General features: G+C 71.1%; 19 protein-coding genes and 2 tRNA genes. 12 read left to right on the top strand and 9 right to left on the bottom strand.

Annotated elements, in window-relative coordinates:
- Nucleotides 1-86: 86 nt before the first annotated feature.
- Complete coding sequence (locus tag ADK86_RS04245; RefSeq protein ID WP_053695353.1) at nucleotides 87-1,016, bottom strand: decarboxylase; 930 nt, start codon at nucleotides 1,014-1,016, stop codon at nucleotides 87-89.
- Nucleotides 1,017-1,223: 207 nt separating this feature from the next.
- Here ADK86_RS04245 and ADK86_RS04240 point away from each other — a divergent pair, with 207 nt between their 5' ends.
- Nucleotides 1,224-2,189, top strand: a complete 966-nt coding sequence (locus tag ADK86_RS04240) for a D-2-hydroxyacid dehydrogenase (RefSeq protein WP_053695352.1) — start codon at nucleotides 1,224-1,226, stop codon at nucleotides 2,187-2,189.
- 49 nt (nucleotides 2,190-2,238) lie between these two features.
- Nucleotides 2,239-3,663: an amidase gene (locus tag ADK86_RS04235; protein WP_053695351.1), complete on the top strand. Its 1,425-nt coding sequence runs from the start codon at nucleotides 2,239-2,241 to the stop codon at nucleotides 3,661-3,663.
- Here ADK86_RS04235 and ADK86_RS04230 read toward each other — a convergent pair.
- Nucleotides 3,644-4,144, bottom strand: coding sequence for a DUF3830 family protein (locus ADK86_RS04230; RefSeq protein ID WP_053695350.1), 501 nt, complete (start codon nucleotides 4,142-4,144; stop codon nucleotides 3,644-3,646). The genes ADK86_RS04235 and ADK86_RS04230 overlap by 20 nt on opposite strands.
- A 257-nt stretch (nucleotides 4,145-4,401) precedes the next feature.
- Between ADK86_RS04230 and ehuB the strand changes: the two genes are divergently transcribed.
- The 6 genes from ehuB to ADK86_RS04200 all read left to right on the top strand — a co-directional run bounded on the left by ehuB (nucleotide 4,402) and on the right by ADK86_RS04200 (nucleotide 8,751).
- Complete coding sequence (gene ehuB, locus ADK86_RS04225) at nucleotides 4,402-5,334, top strand: ectoine/hydroxyectoine ABC transporter substrate-binding protein EhuB (protein ID WP_063788939.1); 933 nt, start codon at nucleotides 4,402-4,404, stop codon at nucleotides 5,332-5,334.
- Nucleotides 5,331-6,062, top strand: coding sequence for an ectoine/hydroxyectoine ABC transporter permease subunit EhuC (gene ehuC, locus ADK86_RS04220; RefSeq protein ID WP_053695348.1), 732 nt, complete (start codon nucleotides 5,331-5,333; stop codon nucleotides 6,060-6,062). The genes ehuB and ehuC overlap by 4 nt, the downstream gene beginning before the upstream one ends.
- A complete protein-coding gene (ehuD, locus tag ADK86_RS04215) occupies nucleotides 6,059-6,712 on the top strand; it encodes an ectoine/hydroxyectoine ABC transporter permease subunit EhuD (protein ID WP_053695347.1) in 654 nt (217 codons plus the stop codon). The genes ehuC and ehuD overlap by 4 nt, the downstream gene beginning before the upstream one ends.
- Complete coding sequence (gene ehuA / locus ADK86_RS04210) at nucleotides 6,702-7,517, top strand: ectoine/hydroxyectoine ABC transporter ATP-binding protein EhuA (RefSeq protein ID WP_053695346.1); 816 nt, start codon at nucleotides 6,702-6,704, stop codon at nucleotides 7,515-7,517. Before ehuD ends, ehuA begins: the two co-directional genes overlap by 11 nt.
- 302 nt (nucleotides 7,518-7,819) lie before the next feature.
- Complete coding sequence (locus ADK86_RS04205) at nucleotides 7,820-8,578, top strand: IclR family transcriptional regulator (RefSeq protein WP_030376432.1); 759 nt, start codon at nucleotides 7,820-7,822, stop codon at nucleotides 8,576-8,578.
- A gap of 99 nt (nucleotides 8,579-8,677) precedes the next feature.
- A tRNA-Lys gene (locus ADK86_RS04200) sits at nucleotides 8,678-8,751 on the top strand.
- Nucleotides 8,752-8,832: 81 nt separating this feature from the next.
- Here ADK86_RS04200 and ADK86_RS04195 read toward each other — a convergent pair.
- The 6 genes from ADK86_RS04195 to ADK86_RS04170 all read right to left on the bottom strand — a co-directional run bounded on the left by ADK86_RS04195 (nucleotide 8,833) and on the right by ADK86_RS04170 (nucleotide 15,593).
- A complete protein-coding gene (locus ADK86_RS04195; protein ID WP_053695345.1) occupies nucleotides 8,833-9,420 on the bottom strand; it encodes a lytic polysaccharide monooxygenase auxiliary activity family 9 protein in 588 nt (195 codons plus the stop codon).
- Between the two features lie 198 nt (nucleotides 9,421-9,618).
- The gene (locus ADK86_RS04190) at nucleotides 9,619-10,212 is read right to left on the bottom strand and encodes a lytic polysaccharide monooxygenase auxiliary activity family 9 protein (RefSeq protein ID WP_053695344.1); all 594 of its coding nucleotides are present in this window, start codon (nucleotides 10,210-10,212) and stop codon (nucleotides 9,619-9,621) included.
- Nucleotides 10,213-10,459: 247 nt separating this feature from the next.
- Complete coding sequence (locus tag ADK86_RS04185) at nucleotides 10,460-11,578, bottom strand: hypothetical protein (RefSeq protein ID WP_053695343.1); 1,119 nt, start codon at nucleotides 11,576-11,578, stop codon at nucleotides 10,460-10,462.
- A 45-nt stretch (nucleotides 11,579-11,623) separates the two neighbouring features.
- Entirely contained in the window at nucleotides 11,624-12,559 is a 936-nt protein-coding gene (locus tag ADK86_RS04180; RefSeq protein WP_053695342.1) for a C40 family peptidase, read from the bottom strand.
- 35 nt (nucleotides 12,560-12,594) lie between these two features.
- Nucleotides 12,595-14,016 carry an SPFH domain-containing protein gene (locus ADK86_RS04175; RefSeq protein ID WP_053695341.1) on the bottom strand — a complete coding sequence of 474 codons (1,422 nt, stop codon included), beginning with the start codon at nucleotides 14,014-14,016 and terminating at the stop codon, nucleotides 12,595-12,597.
- A 260-nt stretch (nucleotides 14,017-14,276) separates the two neighbouring features.
- Nucleotides 14,277-15,593 carry a peptidoglycan-binding protein gene (locus tag ADK86_RS04170; protein WP_053695340.1) on the bottom strand — a complete coding sequence of 439 codons (1,317 nt, stop codon included), beginning with the start codon at nucleotides 15,591-15,593 and terminating at the stop codon, nucleotides 14,277-14,279.
- A 332-nt stretch (nucleotides 15,594-15,925) separates the two neighbouring features.
- On the opposite strand from ADK86_RS04170, the gene ADK86_RS04165 reads away from it, so the two are divergent.
- The 4 genes from ADK86_RS04165 (at nucleotide 15,926) to ADK86_RS04150 (ending at nucleotide 21,082) form a co-directional block, all read left to right on the top strand.
- Nucleotides 15,926-15,999, top strand: a tRNA-Lys gene (locus ADK86_RS04165).
- A gap of 122 nt (nucleotides 16,000-16,121) precedes the next feature.
- Nucleotides 16,122-16,802, top strand: a complete 681-nt coding sequence (locus tag ADK86_RS04160; protein WP_053695339.1) for a FadR/GntR family transcriptional regulator — start codon at nucleotides 16,122-16,124, stop codon at nucleotides 16,800-16,802.
- Nucleotides 16,803-17,153: 351 nt separating this feature from the next.
- Nucleotides 17,154-19,112: a glycosyltransferase family 2 protein gene (locus ADK86_RS04155; protein WP_053695338.1), complete on the top strand. Its 1,959-nt coding sequence runs from the start codon at nucleotides 17,154-17,156 to the stop codon at nucleotides 19,110-19,112.
- Nucleotides 19,109-21,082 (top strand): kelch motif-containing protein, encoded by a 1,974-nt coding sequence (locus tag ADK86_RS04150; RefSeq protein ID WP_053695337.1) that lies wholly within the window; start codon nucleotides 19,109-19,111, stop codon nucleotides 21,080-21,082. Before ADK86_RS04155 ends, ADK86_RS04150 begins: the two co-directional genes overlap by 4 nt.
- A gap of 60 nt (nucleotides 21,083-21,142) precedes the next feature.
- Here ADK86_RS04150 and ADK86_RS04145 read toward each other — a convergent pair whose 3' ends face one another.
- Nucleotides 21,143-22,210 carry a glycoside hydrolase family 6 protein gene (locus ADK86_RS04145; RefSeq protein WP_053695336.1) on the bottom strand — a complete coding sequence of 356 codons (1,068 nt, stop codon included), beginning with the start codon at nucleotides 22,208-22,210 and terminating at the stop codon, nucleotides 21,143-21,145.
- Between the last annotated feature and the right edge of the window lie 247 nt (nucleotides 22,211-22,457).

The following is a 22,457-nucleotide window of genomic DNA, read 5'->3' as shown; positions in this document are numbered from 1 at the left end:
ACGCGCGCCGTCACGGGCTCACGCGCGCCGGGCGCGTGAGAGGCGGACGAGGGGTGCGGCGCCCGGCTGGGCGCCGTCGGTACGCCTCAGACCGGCGCCGCCGGGCCGGGCTCCTCCGGGGGGTGAAAGGGCGCCGCGTCCCGTGCGTCGGCCGGCCCGTCCTCCGGCGAGGGGATCGCCGATCCGGCGAACGCCGCCTCGGGAGGGCCGCCGCGCCGCGGTATCCCGGCCCCTTCCTCGGGGGCCCAGGAGGCGGTCATGGCGGCCGGTCCGCGTTTGGCGACCGGGTCCACCAGCGCCTGGTACGGGCCGATCGCGTCGGCCCCGATGGCCCGCAGCGAGGCCCACATCGTGACCTGGTTGGCCGACAGGACCGGCATCCGCAGCTCGGCCTCCAGCTGCGGGATGACGTCGTAGGTCGGCAGGTTCGTACAGCTGATGAACAGGGCGTCGGCGGCGCCGACGACGGCCTGGCGGGCCATGTCGACGACGTCCCGGTACGGCACCTTCCAGATGTGCCGGGTCAGGCCCAGGTAGGCGCGGCCGGTGACGGTGACGCCGGCCTCGCGCAGATACTCCTCCAGGGAGTCGGTCACCGATTTGGTGTAGGGGGTGACGACGGCGATCCGCCGCGCGCCGATCTCGCGGAGCGCCTGGAGGAGCGCGCCGGAGGTGGTGAGCGCGGGGAGCCGCTCCCCCGCCTGGGTCATGGCGGCACACATGGCGCGCTCGCCCGCCATGCCGCCGACGAAGCTGCCGGAGGTACAGGCGTACGAGACGACCTGCGGAGATACGGCGCACAGCGCCTGGACGGCGGCGTGCAGGGTTTCGTGTTCACTGACGAGGCGGGCCAGGTCGAGGCTCACCTCGACCGGTACAAAAGGGGTTCGGGTGAGGTGGAGGGACACATCGTCGGGGATCCAGCGCCACAGCTCGCGGTCCAGGGCGAAGTCGAACGGAGCGACGACACCCACACCGAGCTGAGGCTTCGGTCCCCCCAGAAATGAGACGTCCATGATGCCCCCAGAAGAGCGAAGGGCTGGTAAGGGCAAGGCCATTGGCCAGGGGTTTGGTGCGACCGGCACAAGCCGGGGACGTCGGGACAGAGCCGTTGTTGACACGGTAGTTACGACTTCTTAGCGTGGTCAATCCTCGCATCTCAGGCATCTGTCGGCGCCTCTTGTCAGTTAAAGGGGCTCACGTTTCAGAACGGTTTCTGGCCTATGTCCGAAAGCACCGTCCTTGTCCTTGGTTCCGACCCGCCTCCGAAACTGGACCGGCTCACCGGCCGCGCCCGGCTGGTGTACGCCGACGACAGGACCCTCGCCGAACAACTCCCGTCCGCTGACGTGGTGTTGGCCTGGGATTTCACCTCCGACGCGATCCGGGACGCCTGGCCGGGCAGCGGCCCGCGACCCGTTTGGGTGCACACCGCGAGCGCGGGCGTGGACCGGCTGATGTGCCCGGAGCTGATCGCCGACACGACCCTGGTGACCAACGCGCGCGGCGTCTTCGAGCAGCCGATCGCCGAGTACGTCGCCGGCCTGGTGATCGCCATGGCCAAGGACTTCTACGGAAGTTGGGAGCTCCAGCGGCAGCGGCGCTGGCGGCACCGGGAGACACTGCGGGTGGCGGGCAGCCGCGCCGTCGTGGTGGGCGCGGGACCGATCGGCCGGGCCATCGGCCGGACGCTGCTGGCACTGGGTGTCAGGGTGGAGCTGGTCGGGCGGCGGGAGCGTACGGACGATCCGGACTTCGGCCGGGTGCACCCGAGCGCTGCCCTGAACGGGCTGCTGGGCACGGCCGACTGGGTGGTGTGCGCGGCGCCGCTGACGGAGGAGACGCGCGGCATGTTCGACCGGGCCGCCTTCGGCCGGATGCGGCAGCGGGCCCGGTTCATCAACGTAGGCCGCGGCCCGCTCGTCGTCGAGGACGACCTGGTGGCCGCGCTGCGCGAGTGGCGGATCGCGGCGGCGGCACTGGACGTCTTCGAGCACGAGCCGCTGACCGCGGACAGCCCCCTGTGGGACGTGCCGCACCTGATCGTCTCGCCGCACATGAGCGGCGACACGCTGGGCTGGCGGGACGCGCTGGCCGAGCAGTTCGCGGACAACTTCGACCGGTGGGCGGCGGGCGAGCCGCTCACCAATGTGGTGGACAAGCGGCTGGGCTACGTACCGGGCTCCTGATCTTCCGGGACCGTGGAGGCGGAGCGTTCGTTCGTGAAGGGAGGTCGGGATGGCAGAGGTGACGGATCTGGCCGACTGCTCGGCGGAGCGGCTGGTCGCGGGGTACGCGGCGGGCGAGTTCTCGCCGGTCGAGGCGGTACAGGCGGTGATCGAACGGGCCCGGTGGGCCCAGGAGCGGGTGAATGCCTTCACCCGTATCGACGCGGACGAGGCGCTGACCGCGGCGAAAGAGTCCGCGGAGCGCTGGCGGTCCGGGCGGCCCGCCGGGCTGGTGGACGGCGTGCCGGTCACGGTCAAGGATCTGCTGCTGACCCGCGGCACGCCGACGCTGCGCGGGTCGCGCACGGTGCGCGAGGAGGGGATGGTCTGGGACGCGGACGCGCCGTCGGTGGCGCGGCTGCGGGAGCACGGCGCGGTCTTCGTGGGCAAGACGACCACGCCGGAGTTCGGGTGGAAGGGCGTCACGGACAGTCCGCGGCACGGGGTGACGGGCAATCCGTACGACCCGTCCCGCACCGCGGGCGGGTCCAGCGGCGGCAGCGCGGCGGCCGTGGCGCTCGGCGCCGGGCCGCTGAGCCTGGGCACGGACGGCGGCGGCTCGGTCCGCATCCCCGGCTCCTTCTGCGGGATCTTCGCGCTGAAGCCGACGTACGGGCGGGTGCCGCTGTTCCCGGCGAGCCCGTTCGGGACGCTGGCGCACGTCGGGCCGATGACCCGGGACGCGGCGGACGCGGCCCTGCTGATGGACGTGATCACCGGCTCGGACTGGCGGGACTGGTCGCAGCTCGCGCCGCCCGCCGGCTCCTTCCGGGAGGAGCTGACGCGGCCGGTGGCCGGGCTGCGGGTGGCCTACAGCCCCTCGCTGGGCTGGGACGTCCCCGTACGGCCGGAGATCACCGCGGCGGTACGGCGCGCCGTGGACCGGCTGGCCGAGCTGGGCGCCGAGGTCGAGGAGGCCGACCCCGGCATCGCGGACCCGGTGGAGGAGTTCCACACGCTGTGGTTCAGCGGCGCGGCCCGGGTGGTCCAGCACCTGAGCCACGCGCAGCGCGAGCTGCTCGACCCGGGCCTGAAGGAGATCTGCGCGGAGGGCGCGCGGCGCAGCGCGCTGGACTACCTGGCGGCGGTGGACGTGCGGATGGCGCTGGGCCTGGCGATGGGCCGCTTCCACAGCACGTACGACCTGCTGGTCACGCCGACCGAGCCGATCACCGCCTTCGAGGCGGGGGCGGAGGTGCCGGCCGGCTCGGGGCACACGCGCTGGACGGGCTGGACGCCGTTCACATACCCGTTCAACATGACGCAGCAGCCCGCCGCGACCGTGCCGTGCGGCGTGGACGGGGACGGGCTGCCGATCGGGGTGCAGCTGGTGGGCGCACGGCACGCCGACGCGCTGGTCCTGCGCGCCGCGCACGCCCTCTATTTCTCGGGGGCCGCGGAGCTGCCCGCCCTTCCTACGCCCGGCGGAAGTTGAGGGTCTCCCCCAGGGCCCCGGCGCGCCACAGGTCCTGGCAGGCGTCGGCCATCCGGTCCAGGCCGTCCACGACCGCGCCCCACACGATGCCCGGCACCCAGCCCGCGTCACCGTTGATCAGCAGGTTGTTGCGTTCGTAGAAGAGCGCGAGGTCGACGACGGTGGCGCGGCCCTGGTGCTTGGCCGCGCGCTCGTATCCGTACGAGGCGGTGCCCAACTGCGTGTCGCTGAACGTGAAGTAGCACAGGTCGCCGGGGATGGGGGTGATGGTCGGGTTCTCCAGAGGGGGTTCCTCCGGGGCGAACGGCGGGACGAGGGCGTAGATCTCGTTGCGGGCGTACTTGGCGTGGTAGACGTCGCCGCCGAGCGGCAGCGCGTCCCAGACGGCTTTGCAGGTGACCGGCGCGCGGTCGTCGAGCAGCTTGGCCGTGCAGCTCACGCCCCGCTTGTCGAGGGAGACTTCGATGAAACGGTCGACCATTTTGCCTCCTAACGGTGCTTTGCGGACCCATGGTGGACCAGGGGACGGCGCGATGCACACCAGGGCGGCGGCGCGCCGGACGCACATGTACGGGACATGCCGCACGTCGCGAATGAGCCACTGACATACGGGAGTTACCGCTTCCGAACGGGTGTCGCATGCACGCATGACCGGCATGTGGCACGGTCCCGCACCGCTTCCGTCAAGGGCCGGAAACGATAGGCATATCTTCAACGAGTCCGGGTAATCGCGCGCCCATGGCTCCACCACAGGGGAACAGCTCAGGAAGAAACGCATCAGGGTTCCGCCGCCGCTCGCTGCTTGCAGGAGCGGCGGCGCTGGGTTTGACAGGAGCATTCGGAGCGGCCGCCACCGGTTGCTCGCGTGTGGACATCACCGGGGCTACGGACGGGGGACACCTACTCGATGATCTTCGCAGCAGGAAAATCGTACGGATGGGCATCGCCAGCGAGCCGCCGTACGCGTCGATCAACAGCCAGGGCGAGCTGACCGGCGAGGCGCCCGCCGTCGCCAAGACGATCTTCCAGCGGCTGGGGGTGGAGCGCTTCGAGCCGGTACCCGTCGAGTTCGGCGCCCTGGTGCCCGGCCTCCACTCCTTCCAGTACGACGTGATCGTGGCCGGCATGTTCATCAACAAGGCGCGCTGCCAGGCCGTGCTGTTCTCCGACCCGGACTACGAGTCGAAGGACGGCTTCCTCGTGCCGAAGGGCAACCCGAAGAAGATCGCCTCCTACCGGGACGTGGCCAGGGGCGGCCTGCGGATGGGCACCGGCATCGGGTACGCGGAGATCGACTACGCGGTCGGCAACGGCGTCGCCAAGGGGAAGATCCAGACGTACGGCGACCAGATCGCCGGCATGGAGGCGCTGGAGGCGGACCGCATCGACTGCTTCGCCGGCACCGCGCTGACGATGATGGAGGCGCTGAAGACCGGCAAGCACCCCAAGGTGGAGATGACCCACCCCTTCACCCCGGAGGTGGACGGCAAACCCCAGCGGGACGGCGGCGGTTACGGCTTCCGGATCGGCGAGACCAAGCTCCGCGACGCCTTCAACCGTGAGCTGCACGCGATGAAGAAGAGCGGCGAACTCCTGCGGATCGCCCGGCCCTTCGGGTTCACCGAGGAGTTCATGACCGACCTCACGGCGAAGGAGCTCTGTGCCCGGTGACCGGAGCGTTGTGGGAACTGTTCTTCAAAGGCGTGTGGATCACCGTCCAGCTGATGGTCTACAGCGCCGCGCTGGCCGCCGTCGTCGCCTTCGGCATCGGCATGGCCCGCACGTCCCGGCTGTGGATCGTGCGCTTCCTGTCCGGCGTCTACGTGGAGTTCTTCCGCGGCACCTCGGCGCTGGTCCTGATGTTCTGGCTGTTCTTCGCGCTGCCGCTGCTGGGCTGGCAGCTCGCCGGCATGTGGGCGGGCACCCTGGCCCTCGGGCTGTCGTACGGGGCGTACGGCTCCGAGGTCGTGCGCGGCTCCATCCAGGCGGTGGCGCCCGCCCAGCGTGAGGCGGCCATCGCGCTGAGCTTCACGCCCTGGCAGCGGATGCGCAAGGTGATACTGCCGCAGGCCGTGCCGGAGATGCTGCCGCCGTTCAACAACCTGCTGATCGAGCTGCTCAAGGGCACGGCCCTGGCCTCGCTGCTGTCGATCGGCGAGCTGACCTTCCAGGCCAAGCTGGCCCGGCTCTCCACGGGCCAGAGCGCCCAGGTCTACGGGATCATCCTGGTCCTCTACTTCGTGATCGCGTTCGTGGTGACCCGGATCATGCGCCTCCTGGAGCGCCGGGCCAAGGCGTCGATCGGCCGCGCGCCGGAGAAGTCCGGCTGGTTCTCGCGGCGGCTGCCGATCGGCAGGCAGGGCCCCCAGGTGATCACCGCCCCCGGAGGTAAGCCGTGAACAACTGGTCGTGGGAGTACGTCGGCGACATCCTGCCCGACCTGCTCCAGGGGCTGTGGATCACCGTGCAGGCGACGCTGTACGGCTCGCTGGTGGCGTTCGCGCTCGGCCTGGTGTGGGCGCTGCTGCTGCGCTCCCCCAGCCGCTGGGTGACCTGGCCGGTCAGCATCGTCGTGGAGTTCATACGCAACACGCCGCTGCTGGTGCAGCTGTTCTTCCTCTTCTTCGTGCTGCCGGGCTGGGGGCTGACGTTCCCGCCGCTGGCCACCGGTGTCATCGGGCTCGGGCTGCACTACTCGACGTACACCGCCGAGGTCTACCGCGCGGGCATCGACGGCGTACCGGAGGGCCAGTGGGAGGCGGCGACCGCGCTGAGCCTGTCACGGCGGCGCACCTGGACCTCGGTGATCCTGCCGCAGGCGTTCCGCCGGGTGGTCCCGGCGCTCGGCAACTACGTCATCGCGATGTTCAAGGACACCCCGATGCTGGCCGCGATCACCGTCGCGGAAATGCTCTTCCAGGCGAACAGCATCGGCGCGACCACCTTCGACTACATGGAGCCGATCACGGTCGTCGGCGTCCTGTTCGTCGTGATCTCCTACCCCACCTCCCTTCTCCTGCGAGCCTTGGAGCGTCGCCTTGTCCGATGACAGCACTCCCAAGAAGGCCACCGTCGGCACCGCGGAGGACGGCCCCGAGCTGGTCCGTTTCGACCGGGTCAGCAAGCGTTTCGGCGCGCACACCGTCCTGGACTCGCTGGACATGACGGTCTACTCCGGCAAGCACGTCACGCTGATCGGCCCCTCCGGGTCCGGCAAGACGACGATCCTGCGTCTGCTGATGACGCTGCTGAAGCCGGACGAGGGCACGATCAAGGTCGGGGACGCCTATCTGACCCACGAGGAGAAGAAGGGCGAGCTCGTGCCGGCGGGCGAGAAGCACTGCCGGGAGGTCCGCAAGAACATCGGCATGGTCTTCCAGCAGTTCAACCTGTTCCCCAACATGAAGGTGCTGCGCAACATCACCGAGGCGCCGGTGCACGTCCTGGGCCTGGACAAGGCGGCCGCCGAGGAGCGGGCCCGCGGGCTGCTGGACCTGGTGGGGCTGACGCAGCACATCGACAAGTACCCGTCCCAGCTCTCCGGCGGCCAGCAGCAGCGGGTGGCCATCGCGCGCGCTTTGGCCATGCGGCCGCAGGTGCTGCTGCTGGACGAGGTGACCAGCGCGCTCGACCCGGAGCTGGTGGCCGGTGTCCTGGACGTCCTGCGCGACATCGCGCACACCACCGACATCACGATGCTCATCGTCACCCACGAGATGAACTTCGCGCGGGACATCTCCGACTGCGTGATGATGTTCGACCAGGGGCGGGTGATCGAGTTCGGGACGCCGGAGAAGATCTTCAGCGAGCCGGAGAACGACCGCACGCGCGAGTTCCTGAGCGCGGTCCTCTGACGGAGCAAAGGCGCCGCGGCGCGGTGCCCGGTCACGGCCGCGGCCGTCCTCCGGGCGCCCGCCGGGCGGCGCATTCCGGGCATCCGGCCCGTCCGGAATGACCAGGGCATATGCCAGCGGGACACGCCCCTGTACAGGCGAGCAGCAGGGCCCCCTTTTCGGTCAAGACCCCCTCCTGCGGGCGCCTTCGGCCGCTATCGTGGTACGTGCCCCGCTGCCCGCGATCGGCCGGTAATGCCCGCCGGTCGTGACCGCCAGCGACGGCAGCGACGCAAACGGTCACAACCTGCTAGGGGGACACCGTGGCGCTGAAGCCCGAGCCGACCGCGCCGTTCCACTCGGTGCAGTACGCCCTCCGCGTGCTCGAAACCATCGCCCGGCACGCCGACGGCGTGACGGACGTGCAGATCGCCCGCGAGACCGGCCTGCCGACCGGACACCTCGCCCACATGCTGGCGATGCTGCGCCGCGAGGGCTATGTCGCGCAGGTCGCCGACGGTGCGTACGTCGTCGGCGAGTCCCTCATACTGCTCGGTTCGGGCGGCGACCGCGAGGCGGCGCTGCGGGACAAGCTCCAGCGCACGCTCGTCGAGCTGCGCGACTCCGTCGGCGCCGCGGTCTACATCAGCCGCTACATCGACGGCGAGGTCAAGATCCTCCACTACGCCGACGGCCCCCGCGCCCCCAAGGTCAACGAGTGGGCGGAATTCCGCCGTACGGCACATGCCAGCGCGGTCGGGAAGTGCCTGCTGGCGCAGCTGGACCACGACGGCCGGATGGATCACCTCTCCCGCCACAAGACCGCCCGGCTCACCTCCCGGACGATCACCAACGAGAAGGTGCTCTTCCACAAGCTGGACAGTCAGCCGCCCACCGTCCCGATGCTGGACCTCCAGGAGTACGCCGTCGGCACGGTCTGCGCGGCCGTACCGATCACGGCGGGCGCCACGGTCGGCTGCCTGGCCCTGTCCATGCCGCTGGAGCACGCCCACCGGCTGCGGCAGGCCGCCGACGCGCTGAACCGGCGGGCGGCTCCGGTCCTGCTGTCGCTGTCCCTCTGATCCCGGGCGGCGGGGCCCGGGAGCGGGCCTTCGGGGCGCCCGGACCGGAGGTGGTCACCAGCACCCCTCGGGACCAGGTAGTATTTACTTCGTCAGCGAGCGCCGCTAGCTCAGTTGGTTAGAGCAGCTGACTCTTAATCAGCGGGTCCGGGGTTCGAGTCCCTGGCGGCGCACCTGAGAAGGGGCCTCTCGGAGCACAGCTTCGAGAGGCCCCTTCATGCGTTCCCGGGCCGGGCACCCGCCTGCCGTCCCGCTCAGTACTCCACGTCCGAGCAGGCGTAGAACGCGTTGGCGGTGTCGGCGATCGTCCAGACGCCGACGATCAGGTGCCTGCCGCTCTTCCCGCCGGGCAGCGTGCCCTGGTGGGTGTAGGTGGTCGGCGGCTGCTGACCGTTGTAGGGGACGGTCAGGAACGGGGTGGGCTCCAGGTCCGCCCTGGTCACGGGGCGGCTGGGGTTCCAGCCGCTCTTGGTGATGTAGTAGCGGAAGTCCGTCGTGCGGTGCGGGGCGGTGAAGCGCCAGCGGAAGGTGTACGAGCCCGCGCTCACCTTGGTGGCGGGCCACTGGCCGCCGCGCGGGTCGTCCAGCTCCTTGAACCGGCCGTTGCCGCCGGCGCAGATCCTGCCGTCGGCGGGTCCGCCGTTCGGGAAGCCCTTGGGGCCCTCGACGCTCTGCGGCTCCCACTGGATGGCGCCGCAGTTCTTCACCGTGCCGTTGGCGCACAGCTTCTGTCTGCTGATGGGGGCGTCGGTGTAGCCGTGGCTGCCGGCGCCGCCGGCCGACAGGACCGTCGCGCCGATGACGCCCAGTCCGACGACGGCCGCGCTGATCCTTTTGCGCATGCTTCGCTCCCGGAATGAGGGGGATTTCCTGCGAGCTGAGTGCACTGCGGTCCAGACCAACCAGCAGAATATTCCCGCCGGTGGGTGCTGCCTAGGGGAGCGGAGCGGCCGGATCGGCGGGCCGTACGGGAGCGGGCCGGATGGACGGGGCCTCCCCGGGGGAAGGACAGGGAGGCCCGTCGGGTGCTCCGGCGCCGGTTACGAGAGGTTGACGTCGGAGCAGGCGTAGAACGCGTTACCGGTGTCGGCGATGTTCCAGACGCCCAGGATGATGTGGTGGCCGTGCTTCTGGGTGGGCACCGTGCCCTGGTGCTGCACGGTCGCGGCCGGCTGCCGCCCGCCCATCGGCACCGTCACGAACGGCTCGGGTTCGAGGTCGGCCCGGGTGAGCGGCTTGCTCGGGTCGTAGCCGTCCTTGGTGATGTAGTAGCGGAAGTCCGTGGTGGCGTGCCGCGCGGTCAGCCGCCACTGGAAGGTGTAGCCCTGGCCGCCCTTGAGGCTGGTGGCGGGCCACTTGCCGCCGCGCGGGTCGTCCAGCTCCTTGAACCCGCTGTTGCCGCCGGAACATATCCTGCCGTCGGCGGGGCCCGCGGCCGGGAAGCCCTTGGGCCCCTCGACGCTCTGCGGTTCGTACTGGATCGCGCCGCAGTTCTTGACCGTGCCCTTGGCGCAGAGGGCCTGCCGGCTGGGGGGCTGGTCGCTGTAGCCGTGGCTGGACGCACTGCTGGTGGCGAACAGGGAGACTCCGACGACGCCGAGACCGACCACGGCAGCGCTGAGCTTTTTGCGCATGCTTGGCTCCTGAAGAACGAGGGGGGTGTTCCATGAGCTGCTGACTTGCGTGCTGTGCGGTCTAGACCAACGGGAAGACTAGTGACGCCGCATGGGCATGTCCAGACCAATAACAAGCGGACGGTCGGTTTACGGTTGCGGACGGCCGCCCCAACGGTCACCCGCGTACGGGCCCGCCGCAGGAGCCCGATCGCGCCACGGCCCGGCCGGCCGCCCGTGGCCGGAACACCCCTCCCGGTTCCTCTTGTCAGGCCACCACTGTCAGCCGTCCCCCGGCCGGACGGGCGGCGCACCGCACCAGGCCCGCGTACGTACGCCGCAGCGCGATCAGCGATTCCCGCGCCTCCCGGAAGACGGCGGCGTCCGGGCCGCCCCGGTGGGCGAGGGTGCGTACGGGCGCGCAGTGCCGGTCCAGCGCGCTGAGCCAGGCGCGGTGCCGGGGCGGCAGATGGCGGCGCAGCTGGTGGCGGCCGGTGTCGCCCGCCCGGCGCCCGCCCGTGCCGAGCACCGCGTCCGCCGCCTGGAAGACCGGCGGTTCCAGCGCCCCCAGCCCGGCGAGTTCGATGAGCACCGCGCCCTGCCACGCCGGTTCCGGAGCCGCCCGCAGCGCTGCCGCCTCCGACTGGAGCTGGGCGCGCAGCGCGTGCTGCACCCGGACCAGCCGGCGCAGCGCCGTCACGGTGGACGCGTCCCCCGGGTCCCGCCCGGCGAGCGTCCCGGCCAGCCGCAGCAGCCAGATGCCGTGCGCCTCCAGCCGGGTGGTGGCCAGCATCAGCCGGTCCAGCGGGCCGAGCGGCTGCCCCTCCGGCGACCAGCGCACGACGGGGACGAGGGGTTCCGTACGGGCGAGCTGGTCGATGGGCAGGTGGCGGCGCGGCTTGCGCTCGGGCGCCCAGTTCAGCAGCGCGAGCGTGGGCAGCGCCACGAACTGCTGGTGGCCGACGCGGTGCGCGACGGCCGCCCACAGGTCGAGCAACGCCGGGTCGGCGGCGCGCCGGGACGCGGGCGCGAGCGGGTCCAGGCCGCTCCAGCCGCAGGCCGCCGCGATCACCGCCACCCGCAGGGACGCGGCGTCGGCGTTGCGCGGCGACAGGCGGGAGACGCGCTGCCGCAGCGCCGTCAGGGCACCCTCCCGCGCCGCGTGGGCGACCAGGGCGCGGGCGGTGTCCCGGTCCGGGGCGGTGGCGACCGCCCCGGCCAGCTCGCTCAGCCACCCCCAGGTCCCGGCCATGGTCCGTACGGGTGGCCGGGCGGGCAGGAAGCCGTGGGCCTGCGGGCCGGCTATCGGCTCGGGTATGTCCGCGGCGGGGTCGGCGGACGGTTCGGCGGGCGGGGCCGGAACGGTGGTGGGGGCGGTCGGCGCCATGACGTGCGGCCTTTCTTCAGGGGCGGGTCTGCGCTTGCGGCGGGGTCAGCCGACCCGCCCGTACAAGGTGGGGCGGTAGACGTCGAAGGACGAGATCCGGACCGACCGCCCGGGCCGCGGCGCCTCCAGGTACTGGCCGCCGCCGAGGTAGACCGCCACGTGGTGGACGCCGGACGCGGAGCCGTTGGAGGACCAGAACACCAGGTCGCCGCGGCGCAGCTGGTTACGGGTCAGGGGCGTGGAGGCGCGGTACTGGGCGTCGGCGACCCGCGGCAGCGAGATGCCCGCGCGCTGGTACGCCTGCTGGACCAGGCCGGAGCAGTCGAAGGCGGACGGGCCGTTGCCGCCCCACGCGTAGGGCTTGCCGAGCTGGGCCATCGCCCACTGGACGGCGGCCTCGGTGCCGAACCGGGTGGGGCCGCCGTGGCTGCCGCCCGACCTCTGCTGCGTACGTGGCTGCGCGCCGCCCGTCCCGCCGGTCCCGCCCGGCATGCCGGTACGGGCTTCGTAGCGGTCCCGGTGGCTGGTCCACCACCAGCTGCCGTTCTGCCGGTACCAGTACACCCGGTCGGTCGCGTCCCAGCCGGACCGGCCGCGGAAGGTGGGATCGGGGTTGTGGCCACGTGCGGGCGCGGCGGAGGAACCGTGCGAGCCGGACACCGTCCCTGACCCGCCGCCCGAACCGCCCGCGTACCGCTGGTACTTCTCGTAGTGGCTGGTCCACCGCCACCAGCCGGTGGCGTCCTTGTACCAGTACTTGGAGCCGTCCCAGCCCGCGTGCCGGGGCGCCGGTTCGGCGCTCGCCGCCCCGGCCGCGGCGCCGGCCAGCGTCACCGCGCCCACCGCCGCCGCGACCGCGCCGCGCACCGTGCACCGCGGCCGGCTGCCGCCGTTGCGCGCGGCGGACTCGACCGCGGCCCCGCTGCAGAAGGCGCACCCGCACCCATCCGTTATGTCCTCGACGAACTCCGGTGTCCGCATGTCCTGCCTGCCTCTCCGCTGTCGTCCGCTGTGGTTCAGCTCTTGGCGGCGGCGCTGCCGCGCGCCGTGTAGAACGCCACGGTCAGGTCTTTGACCAGGGCTTTTCGCTCGTAGTCATCCAGTTCGACCAGTCCTCTGCTGGTCAGCCGGTGCACGGTGTCGTCGACCGCGTCCACGACCGAGGTCAGCACGCTGTCGCGGTGCCTGGCGTCGATCGTCGCGATCTGCCGCCGCTGCATCGCGGCCGCCACCTCCGGCGCGTACTCGATCCGGGTCGGCTGTACGGAGAACACCTCGATGCCGACCGGGCGGCAGTCCGCCGACAGGGCCCGGGTGAGGGCCTCGCCGACCGCCTCGGCGTTGCGCAGGGTCGGCGTCTCCTCGTGGAAGGCGTCGGCGGGCAGCTGGGAGAGCACCCGGGCCATCGCCGCCTCCACCTGTTCGCGCAGGTAGGCGGTGTGGTCCCGGACGGCGAGCAGCGCCCGGGCGGTGTCCCTGACCCGCCAGACGACGAGCACCACGACCAGCAGCTGGATGCCCTGCGCGTCGACCGCGGGCATCGCCTCGCTCCGCCAGTGCCGCAGCCGTACGTCCACCCGGCGGCGCAGCACCAGGGGGCTGATCCACACCAGGCCGGTACGGCGGACACTGCCGCGGTAGCGTCCGAAGAGGCTGAGCACCCAGGCGCTGCCGACCCGCCCGCGGGCCAGCCCGCCGAACGCGAAGAGCGCGAGCACGCCGCCGAGTGCGGCCACGGCCCATTCCCACAGCTGCGGGGCGGGGCTGATGTCGATCTTCAGGCCGAGGGCCCGTACGACGGAAGCGGGCAGTATGCCGCGCCACCACAGGAACGCCACCGACGCGGCGATCGCGACCAGGCCGGCGAACACGGCCAGCCAGCCGGACAGGGAGAAGCCGCGGCGCTCGGCCACGCCGGTGTCCGCCTCGGGGGCGCGGCGCTCGGCAGGCCCGGGGAATTCCCGGAACCAGGCGGGGCGGCCGTCCGCCGTGCCGGGGTCCGCCTTCCGGTCGCCGCCGGAGGCGGTTCCGCCGTCGGTACGGAACCGGCTGCCCGCGTCGACCACGCCGAGGGCGCCGTCGAGCGCGGCGCGCTCCGCGGTGTCCAGCAGGCCGGTAGCGGCGGTGATCCCGGCCACGGCGGCGTCCGCCGGGGTGACCCGGGCGGGCTCCGGGGCCGCGAGCGGAGCGCGTACCGGCGGCTGCTCGGCGGTGTCGATGTCGTCGGGGTCGTCGGACGCCGCTTCGGCCGCGGGCTTCGCGCCGTTCGCGCCGGGCGGGCCGTCCGTCGCTTGGGTCGCCTCCGTCTCCCCCGACTCCCCCGCGCCGCCTTCCGGCTCGGCCCGGAAGAGCATGTCCATGGGGATGCCGTCGCCGTACCGCGCGGAGCGGGCGCGTGCGGTCCAGAGGGAGGGCTGAGCTGCGGAGGGACGCTTCACGTCCGTGCCTGAGGCCCGGTCAGGAGGCGGCTCGTCGCGCGTACCTGAGTTTGCATCAGCAGCCGGTTCCGCCGCCCCGGGACCGGCCTCCGGCCCCGCCTCCGGCGCCCCGGCGCGCGTTTCCGCCTCCCCCGCGCCCCCGCCCTCCCCCGCCTCGCGCACCGGCCCGTCCGGCCCGTCCGCCGGCTCGTTCCGCGCCCCGCCCGCTGTCCCGTTCTTCGTGTCCGCTGTCGTGGTCTTCGTCGCCATCGTGCGCTCCGTCATCGGAAGAGTCGCCGCCATGTCTCGGGGCCGGGGTAGCCGTCGGCGTCCCGGCCGGTCCAGCCCTGGGCCCGCTGGAACGCCTCGACGTTGCGGCGGTCCGCCTCCGTCCACCGGGGTCCGGGGCCGGAGGTGTAGTACCTGCCGAAACCTTTGGCCACCAGCCGCTTCCCGAGGCCGGTGACATAACCGTTGGTCTGGCCGGGCCGGAACCAGCCGGTGCCCGGGAAGGCCGTGCCGCCACCGCCGGACGGGCCGCCGCCGATGTCCCGGCCCACGCCGTTGACCAGGTACGACCAGGTCGACGGGCCCGGGATGCCGTCCGCCTCGGCGCCGGTCCAGCCCTGCGCCCGCTGGAACGCCTCGGTGGCCCGGCGGTCCGCCGCGGTCCAGCGCGGCCCCGGTCCCGAGGTGTAGAACCGGCCGCCGCCGCGTTCCACGAGCATCCGGCCGAGCCGGGTGACATACGCGTTGTCCGCGCCGGGACCGAAATACCCGGCCCCGGGGAATGCCGCCGTCCCGGTGTCCGTTCCGCCGCCCGGAGTGCCGCCGCCGGCCAGCCCGCGGTAGCGATAGGCGACGTAGCGCGCGGAATTGCTCCAGTAGGCGTACGGGGTCGGCCGTTTCACCGTGTGCGGCCGGGTCTGCTCGTATGCGATGTAGCGCGTACGGGAGGAATCGGTCCAGCCGCCGAAGAGGGTGACGTGGGAGCCCGCCCCCGGATTCGCCGGGTTGTGGAACAGCAGCATGTCGCCGGGCCGCAATGCGCTCTTCGATATGCGGACGCCGTACTGGGCGAGGCTTCCGGTCCACTGGTTGCCGCCGAGGTTCCAGGCCATCGAGATGAAGCCGGAGCAGTCCTGGCGGTAGCCGTCCGACCAGTAGCGATGCATGTCGTACGGGACCTTGGCGCTGAGCCAGCGCTGGGCCCGCGCGATGATCTGGTCCCGGGTGAGGGTCCGGGCGGTACGCGCCGCCGTGACGGTGCCGCGCCCGCTGCCCGTACCCCCGTACAGCCCGCTGACCTGGCCCTGCGGGGTTGTGGCGGAGATCACGTCGGCCGGTGCGGGAAAGCCGGCCGGGCCCGCGACGCCGCCGCCGTGGAGCGCCACGGCGAGCCCGGTACCGGAAACGCCGCTGCTCAGGACGGTTCCGGCGGTCGCGACGAGGACCAGCGCGCGGCGGGCGCCGTGCGCGCCGGGGTGCCCGCCGTCCCGGACGGCCCGGGCGTGCTGGAGCGCCCGCCGCCGCTGGACGCAGCCGCCGCAGGAGCAGCTGTCCGCGGGGTCGAATTCCACGAATACCGGCACTGCCATTTCAGTTCCCCTCCAGGCCCGTTCCGTTCCCGTTCGCCTTCGCACCTGCCACAGCTTCTCAACTGGCAGGAGATACCGCATGTTGACGGGGCAACTGATGATCTTGTACCACGAATCGATACTCACAGACCAAAACGGGCACGCGAAACGGCGAAGGTCCCGAGATCGCAGGACTTTCGCCCCGGCGGCCCGGGGAATTCCGGCCCGGCGGCCCCGGCCCCGAATCCCCCGGAAAGACGGTGACCCACATCACACATTCGGCCGGTCCGGACGGCCCGGGCAGGTGGTCCGGAGCACCCCCGGAGTTCGTGTAAAGTTTTCTTCGTCAGCGCGCGCCGCTAGCTCAGTTGGTTAGAGCAGCTGACTCTTAATCAGCGGGTCCGGGGTTCGAGTCCCTGGCGGCGCACGTCCATCGAGGCCCCTCGCAGCTGCGAGGGGCCTCGGTGCTTTTGCGGCACGCCCCGCCTTTCCGGCGCCGGGCCCGGTGGCTCGCTGGTCAAAACGAGGACCGGGGTGCACAGTCGCACAATGGCGCGCGACATCCAGGAGCGGATCAAGAAACTCATCATCGACCGGCGGCTGGCCCCCGGCGCCCCGCTGCCCACCGAGACGGAACTGATGACGCTGCTCGGGGTCAGCCGGAACTCCGTGCGCGAGGCGCTCAAGGCGTTGCAGGCGATGGGCATCGTGGAGATCCGGCACGGCTTCGGCACCTACGTCGGGCCGATGTCGATGGCCCCGGTGACCGAGGGGCTGGCCTTTCGTACGGTGGCCGGCCACTACCGCGGCGAGGACAGCCTGCTCCAGCTGCTGGAGCTGCGCGAGGCGGTGGAAACCGGGCTGGTCGCGCGGCTGGCGGGCCAGGTGCCCGAGGCGGACCTCGCGGAGCTGGACGAGCTGGTGGCGCGGATGGCGGCGGAGGCGGCGGACGGCGCGGTGCACGCCGACACCGACCGGGCCTTTCACGCGGCGCTCCACCGGGGGCTCGGCAACCGGCTGCTGAGCGAGGTACTGGACGCCTTCTGGGAGGCGTTCCACCGGGTCCGTACGGATCTGGCCGGACTGGGGGCCGATCCCCGGGTCACCCACCGCCAGCACGCGGACATCCTCGCGGCGGTACGGGACGGTGACGCGCGGCGCGCGGAGCAGGCCGTACGCCGCCACTTCGACAACATCCGCCAGCGGCTGAGCAGTTCGGGACCGAAATAATGCCCCCTGCGACCCAACCCGTCCATCAATGCACTCACATGCCCGGTAAACACCTCGTTTCACCCTTGCGATCAAGATTGAGGTCCGGGACCCTGACGGGATACTGGAGCCCAACTGAGCCTGCGCGCGCTCAAGTTGGGTGACATACCGGTTGCGATGAGTGTGGGAGTGGGGACCCCGCTGCATGAAGTGCGAATGCAAACGGGAATCATGCAACCGGAAGACGGCCGTCCTACGTCCATGTCGTAGGCGGCCGACACCATTTGCGCCCGGGTCGGTCGAGGGGGACCGAGGTCTCGGGCCATGAGAAGACGGGCACGCAGCCAGCATGCGTGCCGGGGGGATGGACTCATGACGTCGCCGCCTACCGGCGCCCGGCAGGAGCACCAGTACGACCCGTCCGCGACCACGCGCCTGCGTGTGCCGCGCCAGCACTGGACGCGCAGACCGCAGCGCAAGCCGCTGCCGCGCTACGACTACGAGCACTACAGCCGCCTCGCCGGGCCGCTCACCCAGCCGGACCCTGACAGGCCCTACAAGGTGCGCTACCGCAGCCTGCTGGCGGACGAACCGCACCGAATACGCGCGGCGTTGCTGCTCGGCGCCGCCCCCCTGCTCTCGCTCGGCCTGCTCGCCTGGCTGATGCAGCCGGCCCACTGGACCGAACGCGACTACCCCGCCTACGACTTCCTGCCGGTCCTGGACATCGTCATGCTGGTCTCGATCGGGCTGATCGAGTTCTTCCGCTGCATGAACGTGCTGTCCAACGCCCACGCCACCCTGGTGGCCCGCGACCCCATCCCGGTCGTCCCCGAACACGGCACCCGCGTCGCCTTCCTGACCTCCTTCGTGCCCGGCAAGGAGCCGCTGGAGATGGTGACCAAGACGCTGGAGGCGGCCGTCAAGGTGCGCCACCGCGGCCTGTTGCACGTCTGGCTCCTCGACGAGGGCGACGACCCGGAGGTCAAGGCGGTCTGCGAGCGCCTGGGCGTGCACCACTTCACCCGCAAGGGCATCCCGCAGTGGAACCAGGCGAAGGGCCCGCACCGCGCCAAGACCAAGCACGGCAACTACAACGCCTGGCTCCAGGCGCACGGCGACTCCTACGATTTCTTCGCCTCCGTCGACACCGACCATGTGCCGCTGCCCAACTACCTTGAGCGGATGCTCGGTTTCTTCCGCGACCCGGACGTCGGCTTCGTCATCGGGCCGCAGGTCTACGGCAATTACGACACGTTCGTCACCAAGGCGGCCGAGTCGCAGCAGTTCCTCTTCCACGCGCTGATCCAGCGGGCCGGCAACCGCTACGGCGCGCCCATGTTCGTCGGCACCTCCAACGCCGTACGCATCAAGGCCCTGAAGCAGATCGGCGGCCTGTACGACTCGATCACCGAGGACATGGCGACGGGCTTCGAGATGCACCGCCACCGCAACCCGGAGACCGGCAAGAAGTGGCGCTCGGTCTACACCCCGGACGTACTCGCGGTCGGCGAGGGCCCGTCCGCATGGACGGACTTCTTCACCCAGCAGCTGCGCTGGTCGCGCGGGACGTACGAGACCATTCTCAAGCAGTTCTGGAAGGCGCCCTTCACCCTGCCGCCGGGCAAGTTCTTCAACTACACCATGATGATCATCTTCTATCCGATGTCCGCCATGAACTGGATCCTGGCGGCGCTCAGCTGCGCGCTGTTCCTGGGCCTGGGTGCCTCGGGCGTGCAGATCGACCCGTCGGTGTGGATGATGCTGTACGGCAACGCCTCGGCGCTGCAGATCGGGCTGTACGTCTGGAACCGCCGGCACAACGTCTCGCCGCACGAGCCGGAGGGCTCCGGCGGCGTGGCCGGCATGGTGATGTCCGCGCTGTCCGCGCCGATCTACGCCCGCTCGCTGTTCGACGCGGCGCTGCGCCGCAAGAGCAAGTTCGTGGTGACGCCGAAGGGCGACTCCTCCAGCCCGGACACCCTCTTCGGCACGTTTAGGGTGCACCTCTTCTTCATCCTGGTCTTCGGCGGCTCGCTGGGCGCCTCGTTCTACTTCGGGCACAGCCACCCGGCGATGGTCACCTGGGCCTCGCTGGCGCTGCTGATCACCGCGGCGCCGATCTTCGCCTGGCGCTGGGGCATCCGGCAGGACCGGCGGAAGAAATCCGGCGGGGACGCCGCGGGACCGGACGGCGGGCCGCCGCAGGCGCCGCATCTGCAGCGCCTGCCCAGCTGGGCGGCGCCCGGCCGCGAAGCCCTTCCCGAGCCGGGTCACCGTACCGCCGCCGACCAGACCGCCCAGATCGCTCTTGGGGGACGTCACCCATGAAGTACCGTCCGAGCCGGCGCACCCGCAGAGTAGCGATCGGTGCGGCGGTGGTGCTCGCACTGGCGGGGATGAACGGGCCGGCCCTGATCGGGTTCGCCTCGGAGCAGTACCACCAGTACAAGATCAATCAGCCGGAGTACAAGGCGGCCAACGGCCACTGGGACGTGGTCGACGTACCGCCCGAGTACAAGATCAACACGATTCACGCCGCGCTGCTGCACACCGGCAAGGTGCTGCTGGTCGCCGGGTCAGGGAACAACGCCAAGAATTTCGCGGCGAAGTCGTTCCGTACGGTCCTGTGGGACCCGGTGAAGAACACCTTCAAGAACATCCCCACCCCGAAGGACCTCTTCTGCGCCGGCCACACCCAGCTGCCGGACGGCAAGCTGCTGGTGGCCGGCGGCACCCAGCGCTACGAGAAGCTCGGCGGCGACGTGAAGAAGGCCGGCGGGCTGATGATCGTCTACAACGAGGACCCGGACGCGCCGAAGACCTTCCCGGCCGGGACGCTGTTCACCGGCAAGCAGAACGGCAAGACCTTCACCTCCAAGGACCCGGTCGTGGTCCCGCGCGCCAAGAAGAAGGCGGACCCGAAGACCGGCAAGGTCACGGTCACCCACAGCGAGGCGCGGGTCTACGTGGAGGCGCTCAAGGAGGGCCGCCAGTACTCCACCGGCGCCCAGGACAACTACCGCATCCACGGTCTGACCGGCGCCGACGCCCGGAACTTCTACGGCATCGCGCAGAAGCTGTCCTTCGACAAGAAGGACTTCCAGGGGATCAAGGACTCGTTCGAGTTCGACCCGGTGGCCGAGCGCTACATCCCCGTCGACCCGATGAACGAGGCCCGCTGGTACCCGACGCTGACCAGCCTGGAGGACGGCAAGGTGCTGTCCACCTCCGGGCTCGACGAGATCGGGCAGGTCGTCCCGGGCAAGCAGGAGATCTACGACCCGAAGACGAAGAAGTGGACCTACCTGCCCAAGCAGCGCTTCTTCCCGACCTACCCCGCGCTGTTCCTCACCGACAAGGGGCGGCTGCTCTACACCGGCTCCAACGCCGGGTACGGTCCCGACAACGTCGGGCGGACCCCCGGCATCTGGGACCTGAAGACCAACAAGTTCCAGGTCATCCCCGGCATGAGCGACCCGGACGTGCTGGAGACCTCGATGTCCGTGCTGCTGCCGCCCGCGCAGGACCAGCGGTACATGGTGCTGGGCGGCGGCGGGGTCGGCGAGGACCCGAAGGCGACCGACAAGACGCGGCTGGTGGATCTGCACGCCGACCAGCCGCGCTTCAAGGACGGGCCGCCGCTGTACGCGAAGGCGCGCTATCCGAGCAGCGTGATCCTGCCCGACGACACGGTCCTGACCACCAACGGCTCGGGCGACTACCGCGGGCGCAGCGACAGCAACATCCTCAAGGCCGAGCTGTACGACCCGAAGGCCAACACCTCGCGGGCGGTGGCCGATCCGCTGGTGGGGCGCAACTACCACTCCGGCGCGCTGCTGCTGCCGGACGGCCGGGTGATGACGTTCGGCTCCGACTCGCTCTTCGCCGACAAGGACAACACCAAGCCCGGCGTCTTCCAGCAGCAGATCGACATCTGGACGCCGCCGTACCTCTACCGGGACTCCCGGCCGGAGCTGACGGACCCCGGGCCGAAGACGGTGCAACTGGGCGGCACGGCCACGTACCGGACCAAGCACGCCTCCTCCATCAAGAAGATGCGCCTGATGCGGCCGGGTTCGTTCACCCACGTCACCAACATCGAACAGCGCTCGGTCGCGCTGGACTTCAAGGCGACGAAGGACGGTGTCACGGTCACCCTGCCGAAGGACCCGACGCTGGTACCGCCCGGCTGGTACATGCTCAACGCCGTGGACGACCAGGGCACGCCCTCCAAGGCGGTCTGGGTGAAGGTGCCGACCGCGACCAAGGCGCAGCTGAAGGGGCTGGGCCTGAACTGAGCCCGCTGCGGGGCGCTCCGGGGCTTCCCGGAGCACCCCGCGATCAGGTCCCTGCCGCGGCTACTTCGTATTGCGGGCCAGGTCCAGCGCGTAACTCGGCCACCAGTCGCCCGCCTTGGGCCCGCCCTTGCACGTGCCGTCCGACTCACCGGGCCGCTTGATCCACAGGTAGGCGTCCACGAGGGGGTCGCCGGTGCGGGTCGTGGGGGTGGCGCCCAGGGCGCGGCCGCTCGGGTTGCACCAGTTCTCGTGGTCGTCGCCGCCGGGGGCCGGGCCGTTGCCGTTGCGGCTGGTGTCGATGACGAAGTGCTTGCCGCCGACCATCGAGGACAGCCGCTTGCCGTACTTCTTGTTCTCCTCGGTGGTCTGGAAGTTGGAGATGTTCAGCGCGAAGCCGTCGGCCTTGTCGATGCCGGCCCGCTTCAGCGGCTCCACCATGCGGCCCGGGTCCTTGATCCAGTGCGGGTTGCCGGCGTCGAGGTAGACCTTGGTGTGCGGCAGGGCCTTGAGCTTGCCGACGGCCTCCGTCAGCAGGGCGTAGCGCTCCTCGTGGAACTGCTCGGGGGTGCACTTGTCCTCGATGTGCGGCAGCGCGTCCGGCTCCAGGACGACGGTGGTCGGGCGGTCGCCGATGCCCTTGAGCACGCCGTCCAGCCAGGCGCGGTAGGCGTTGCCGTCCGCGGCGCCGCCCTTGGAATAGCTGCCGCAGTCGCGGTGCGGGATGTTGTACAGGACGAGCAGGGCCTCGCGGCCGGCCTTCGCGGCTGCCTCCGTGAAGCCGCGGGCCTCGCCCTGCGGGTCCTCGATCCCGATCCATTCGGCCACCGGCTGCGCCGCTATCTTGTCGATCTCGCGCGCCTCGTCGTTCTTGCCGTCCTTGGCGTACGCGGCGGCCTGCCGGGGCGCCTTGCCGTCCGGGTTGACCCAGTACGGCACCGTGGACTTCGGCTGCTGTCCGGGCTTGGCCCCGGCCTTCCCGTCCCCCTCGCCGTCGTCGGACGACGAGAAGCACCCGGACACCAGCAGCAGCGCCCCCAGCGCCGATGCCGCGCCGAACGCGCCGCGCCGGCGGGCGGCGCGGCGCTCACCCGGGGGGCCGCCCCCGGATCCCCGCACGTTGCCGTACATCCACTCCCCCCTCGGAGCACGGGACAAGACCGGTCGAATCCATCCTGGCACATGCCCCTCAGCCACAGGTGAGCCTGTGGACAACCTGTTACGCCCCGGCCGCCCGGGCCGAAAACTGCCGCGTGGCACGGTTCGGTGCCCAACTCCCCCTAGACGAGTAGTTCCGAATGCGGGGTTCGCAGACGCGGGGAGGGTGTCCAGCATCGGGGTTGTGACGACCCAGTTGGACACCCTCTTGACCGCACTG

Source organism: Streptomyces sp. NRRL F-5755 (genome assembly GCF_001279365.1).
GTDB lineage: Bacteria > Actinomycetota > Actinomycetes > Streptomycetales > Streptomycetaceae > Streptomyces > Streptomyces rimosus.
The sequence above is the reverse complement of the archived record's forward strand: the minus strand, read 5'-3'. Positions and strand labels throughout refer to the sequence as shown.

Coding starts and splice junctions, on each gene's coding strand:
- ehuB (WP_063788939.1), top strand. CDS start 4,402: ATGGCTCCACCACAGGGGAACAGCTCAGGAAGAAACGCATCAGGGTTC.
- ADK86_RS04145 (WP_053695336.1), bottom strand. CDS start 22,210: ATGTACGGCAACGTGCGGGGATCCGGGGGCGGCCCCCCGGGTGAGCGC.
- ADK86_RS04195 (WP_053695345.1), bottom strand. CDS start 9,420: ATGCGCAAAAGGATCAGCGCGGCCGTCGTCGGACTGGGCGTCATCGGC.
- ADK86_RS04185 (WP_053695343.1), bottom strand. CDS start 11,578: ATGGCGCCGACCGCCCCCACCACCGTTCCGGCCCCGCCCGCCGAACCG.
- ADK86_RS04170 (WP_053695340.1), bottom strand. CDS start 15,593: ATGGCAGTGCCGGTATTCGTGGAATTCGACCCCGCGGACAGCTGCTCC.
- ADK86_RS04240 (WP_053695352.1), top strand. CDS start 1,224: ATGTCCGAAAGCACCGTCCTTGTCCTTGGTTCCGACCCGCCTCCGAAA.
- ADK86_RS04190 (WP_053695344.1), bottom strand. CDS start 10,212: ATGCGCAAAAAGCTCAGCGCTGCCGTGGTCGGTCTCGGCGTCGTCGGA.
- ADK86_RS04160 (WP_053695339.1), top strand. CDS start 16,122: ATGGCGCGCGACATCCAGGAGCGGATCAAGAAACTCATCATCGACCGG.
- ADK86_RS04230 (WP_053695350.1), bottom strand. CDS start 4,144: ATGGTCGACCGTTTCATCGAAGTCTCCCTCGACAAGCGGGGCGTGAGC.
- ADK86_RS04150 (WP_053695337.1), top strand. CDS start 19,109: ATGAAGTACCGTCCGAGCCGGCGCACCCGCAGAGTAGCGATCGGTGCG.
- ADK86_RS04235 (WP_053695351.1), top strand. CDS start 2,239: ATGGCAGAGGTGACGGATCTGGCCGACTGCTCGGCGGAGCGGCTGGTC.
- ADK86_RS04245 (WP_053695353.1), bottom strand. CDS start 1,016: ATGGACGTCTCATTTCTGGGGGGACCGAAGCCTCAGCTCGGTGTGGGT.
- ADK86_RS04155 (WP_053695338.1), top strand. CDS start 17,154: ATGACGTCGCCGCCTACCGGCGCCCGGCAGGAGCACCAGTACGACCCG.
- ADK86_RS04180 (WP_053695342.1), bottom strand. CDS start 12,559: ATGCGGACACCGGAGTTCGTCGAGGACATAACGGATGGGTGCGGGTGC.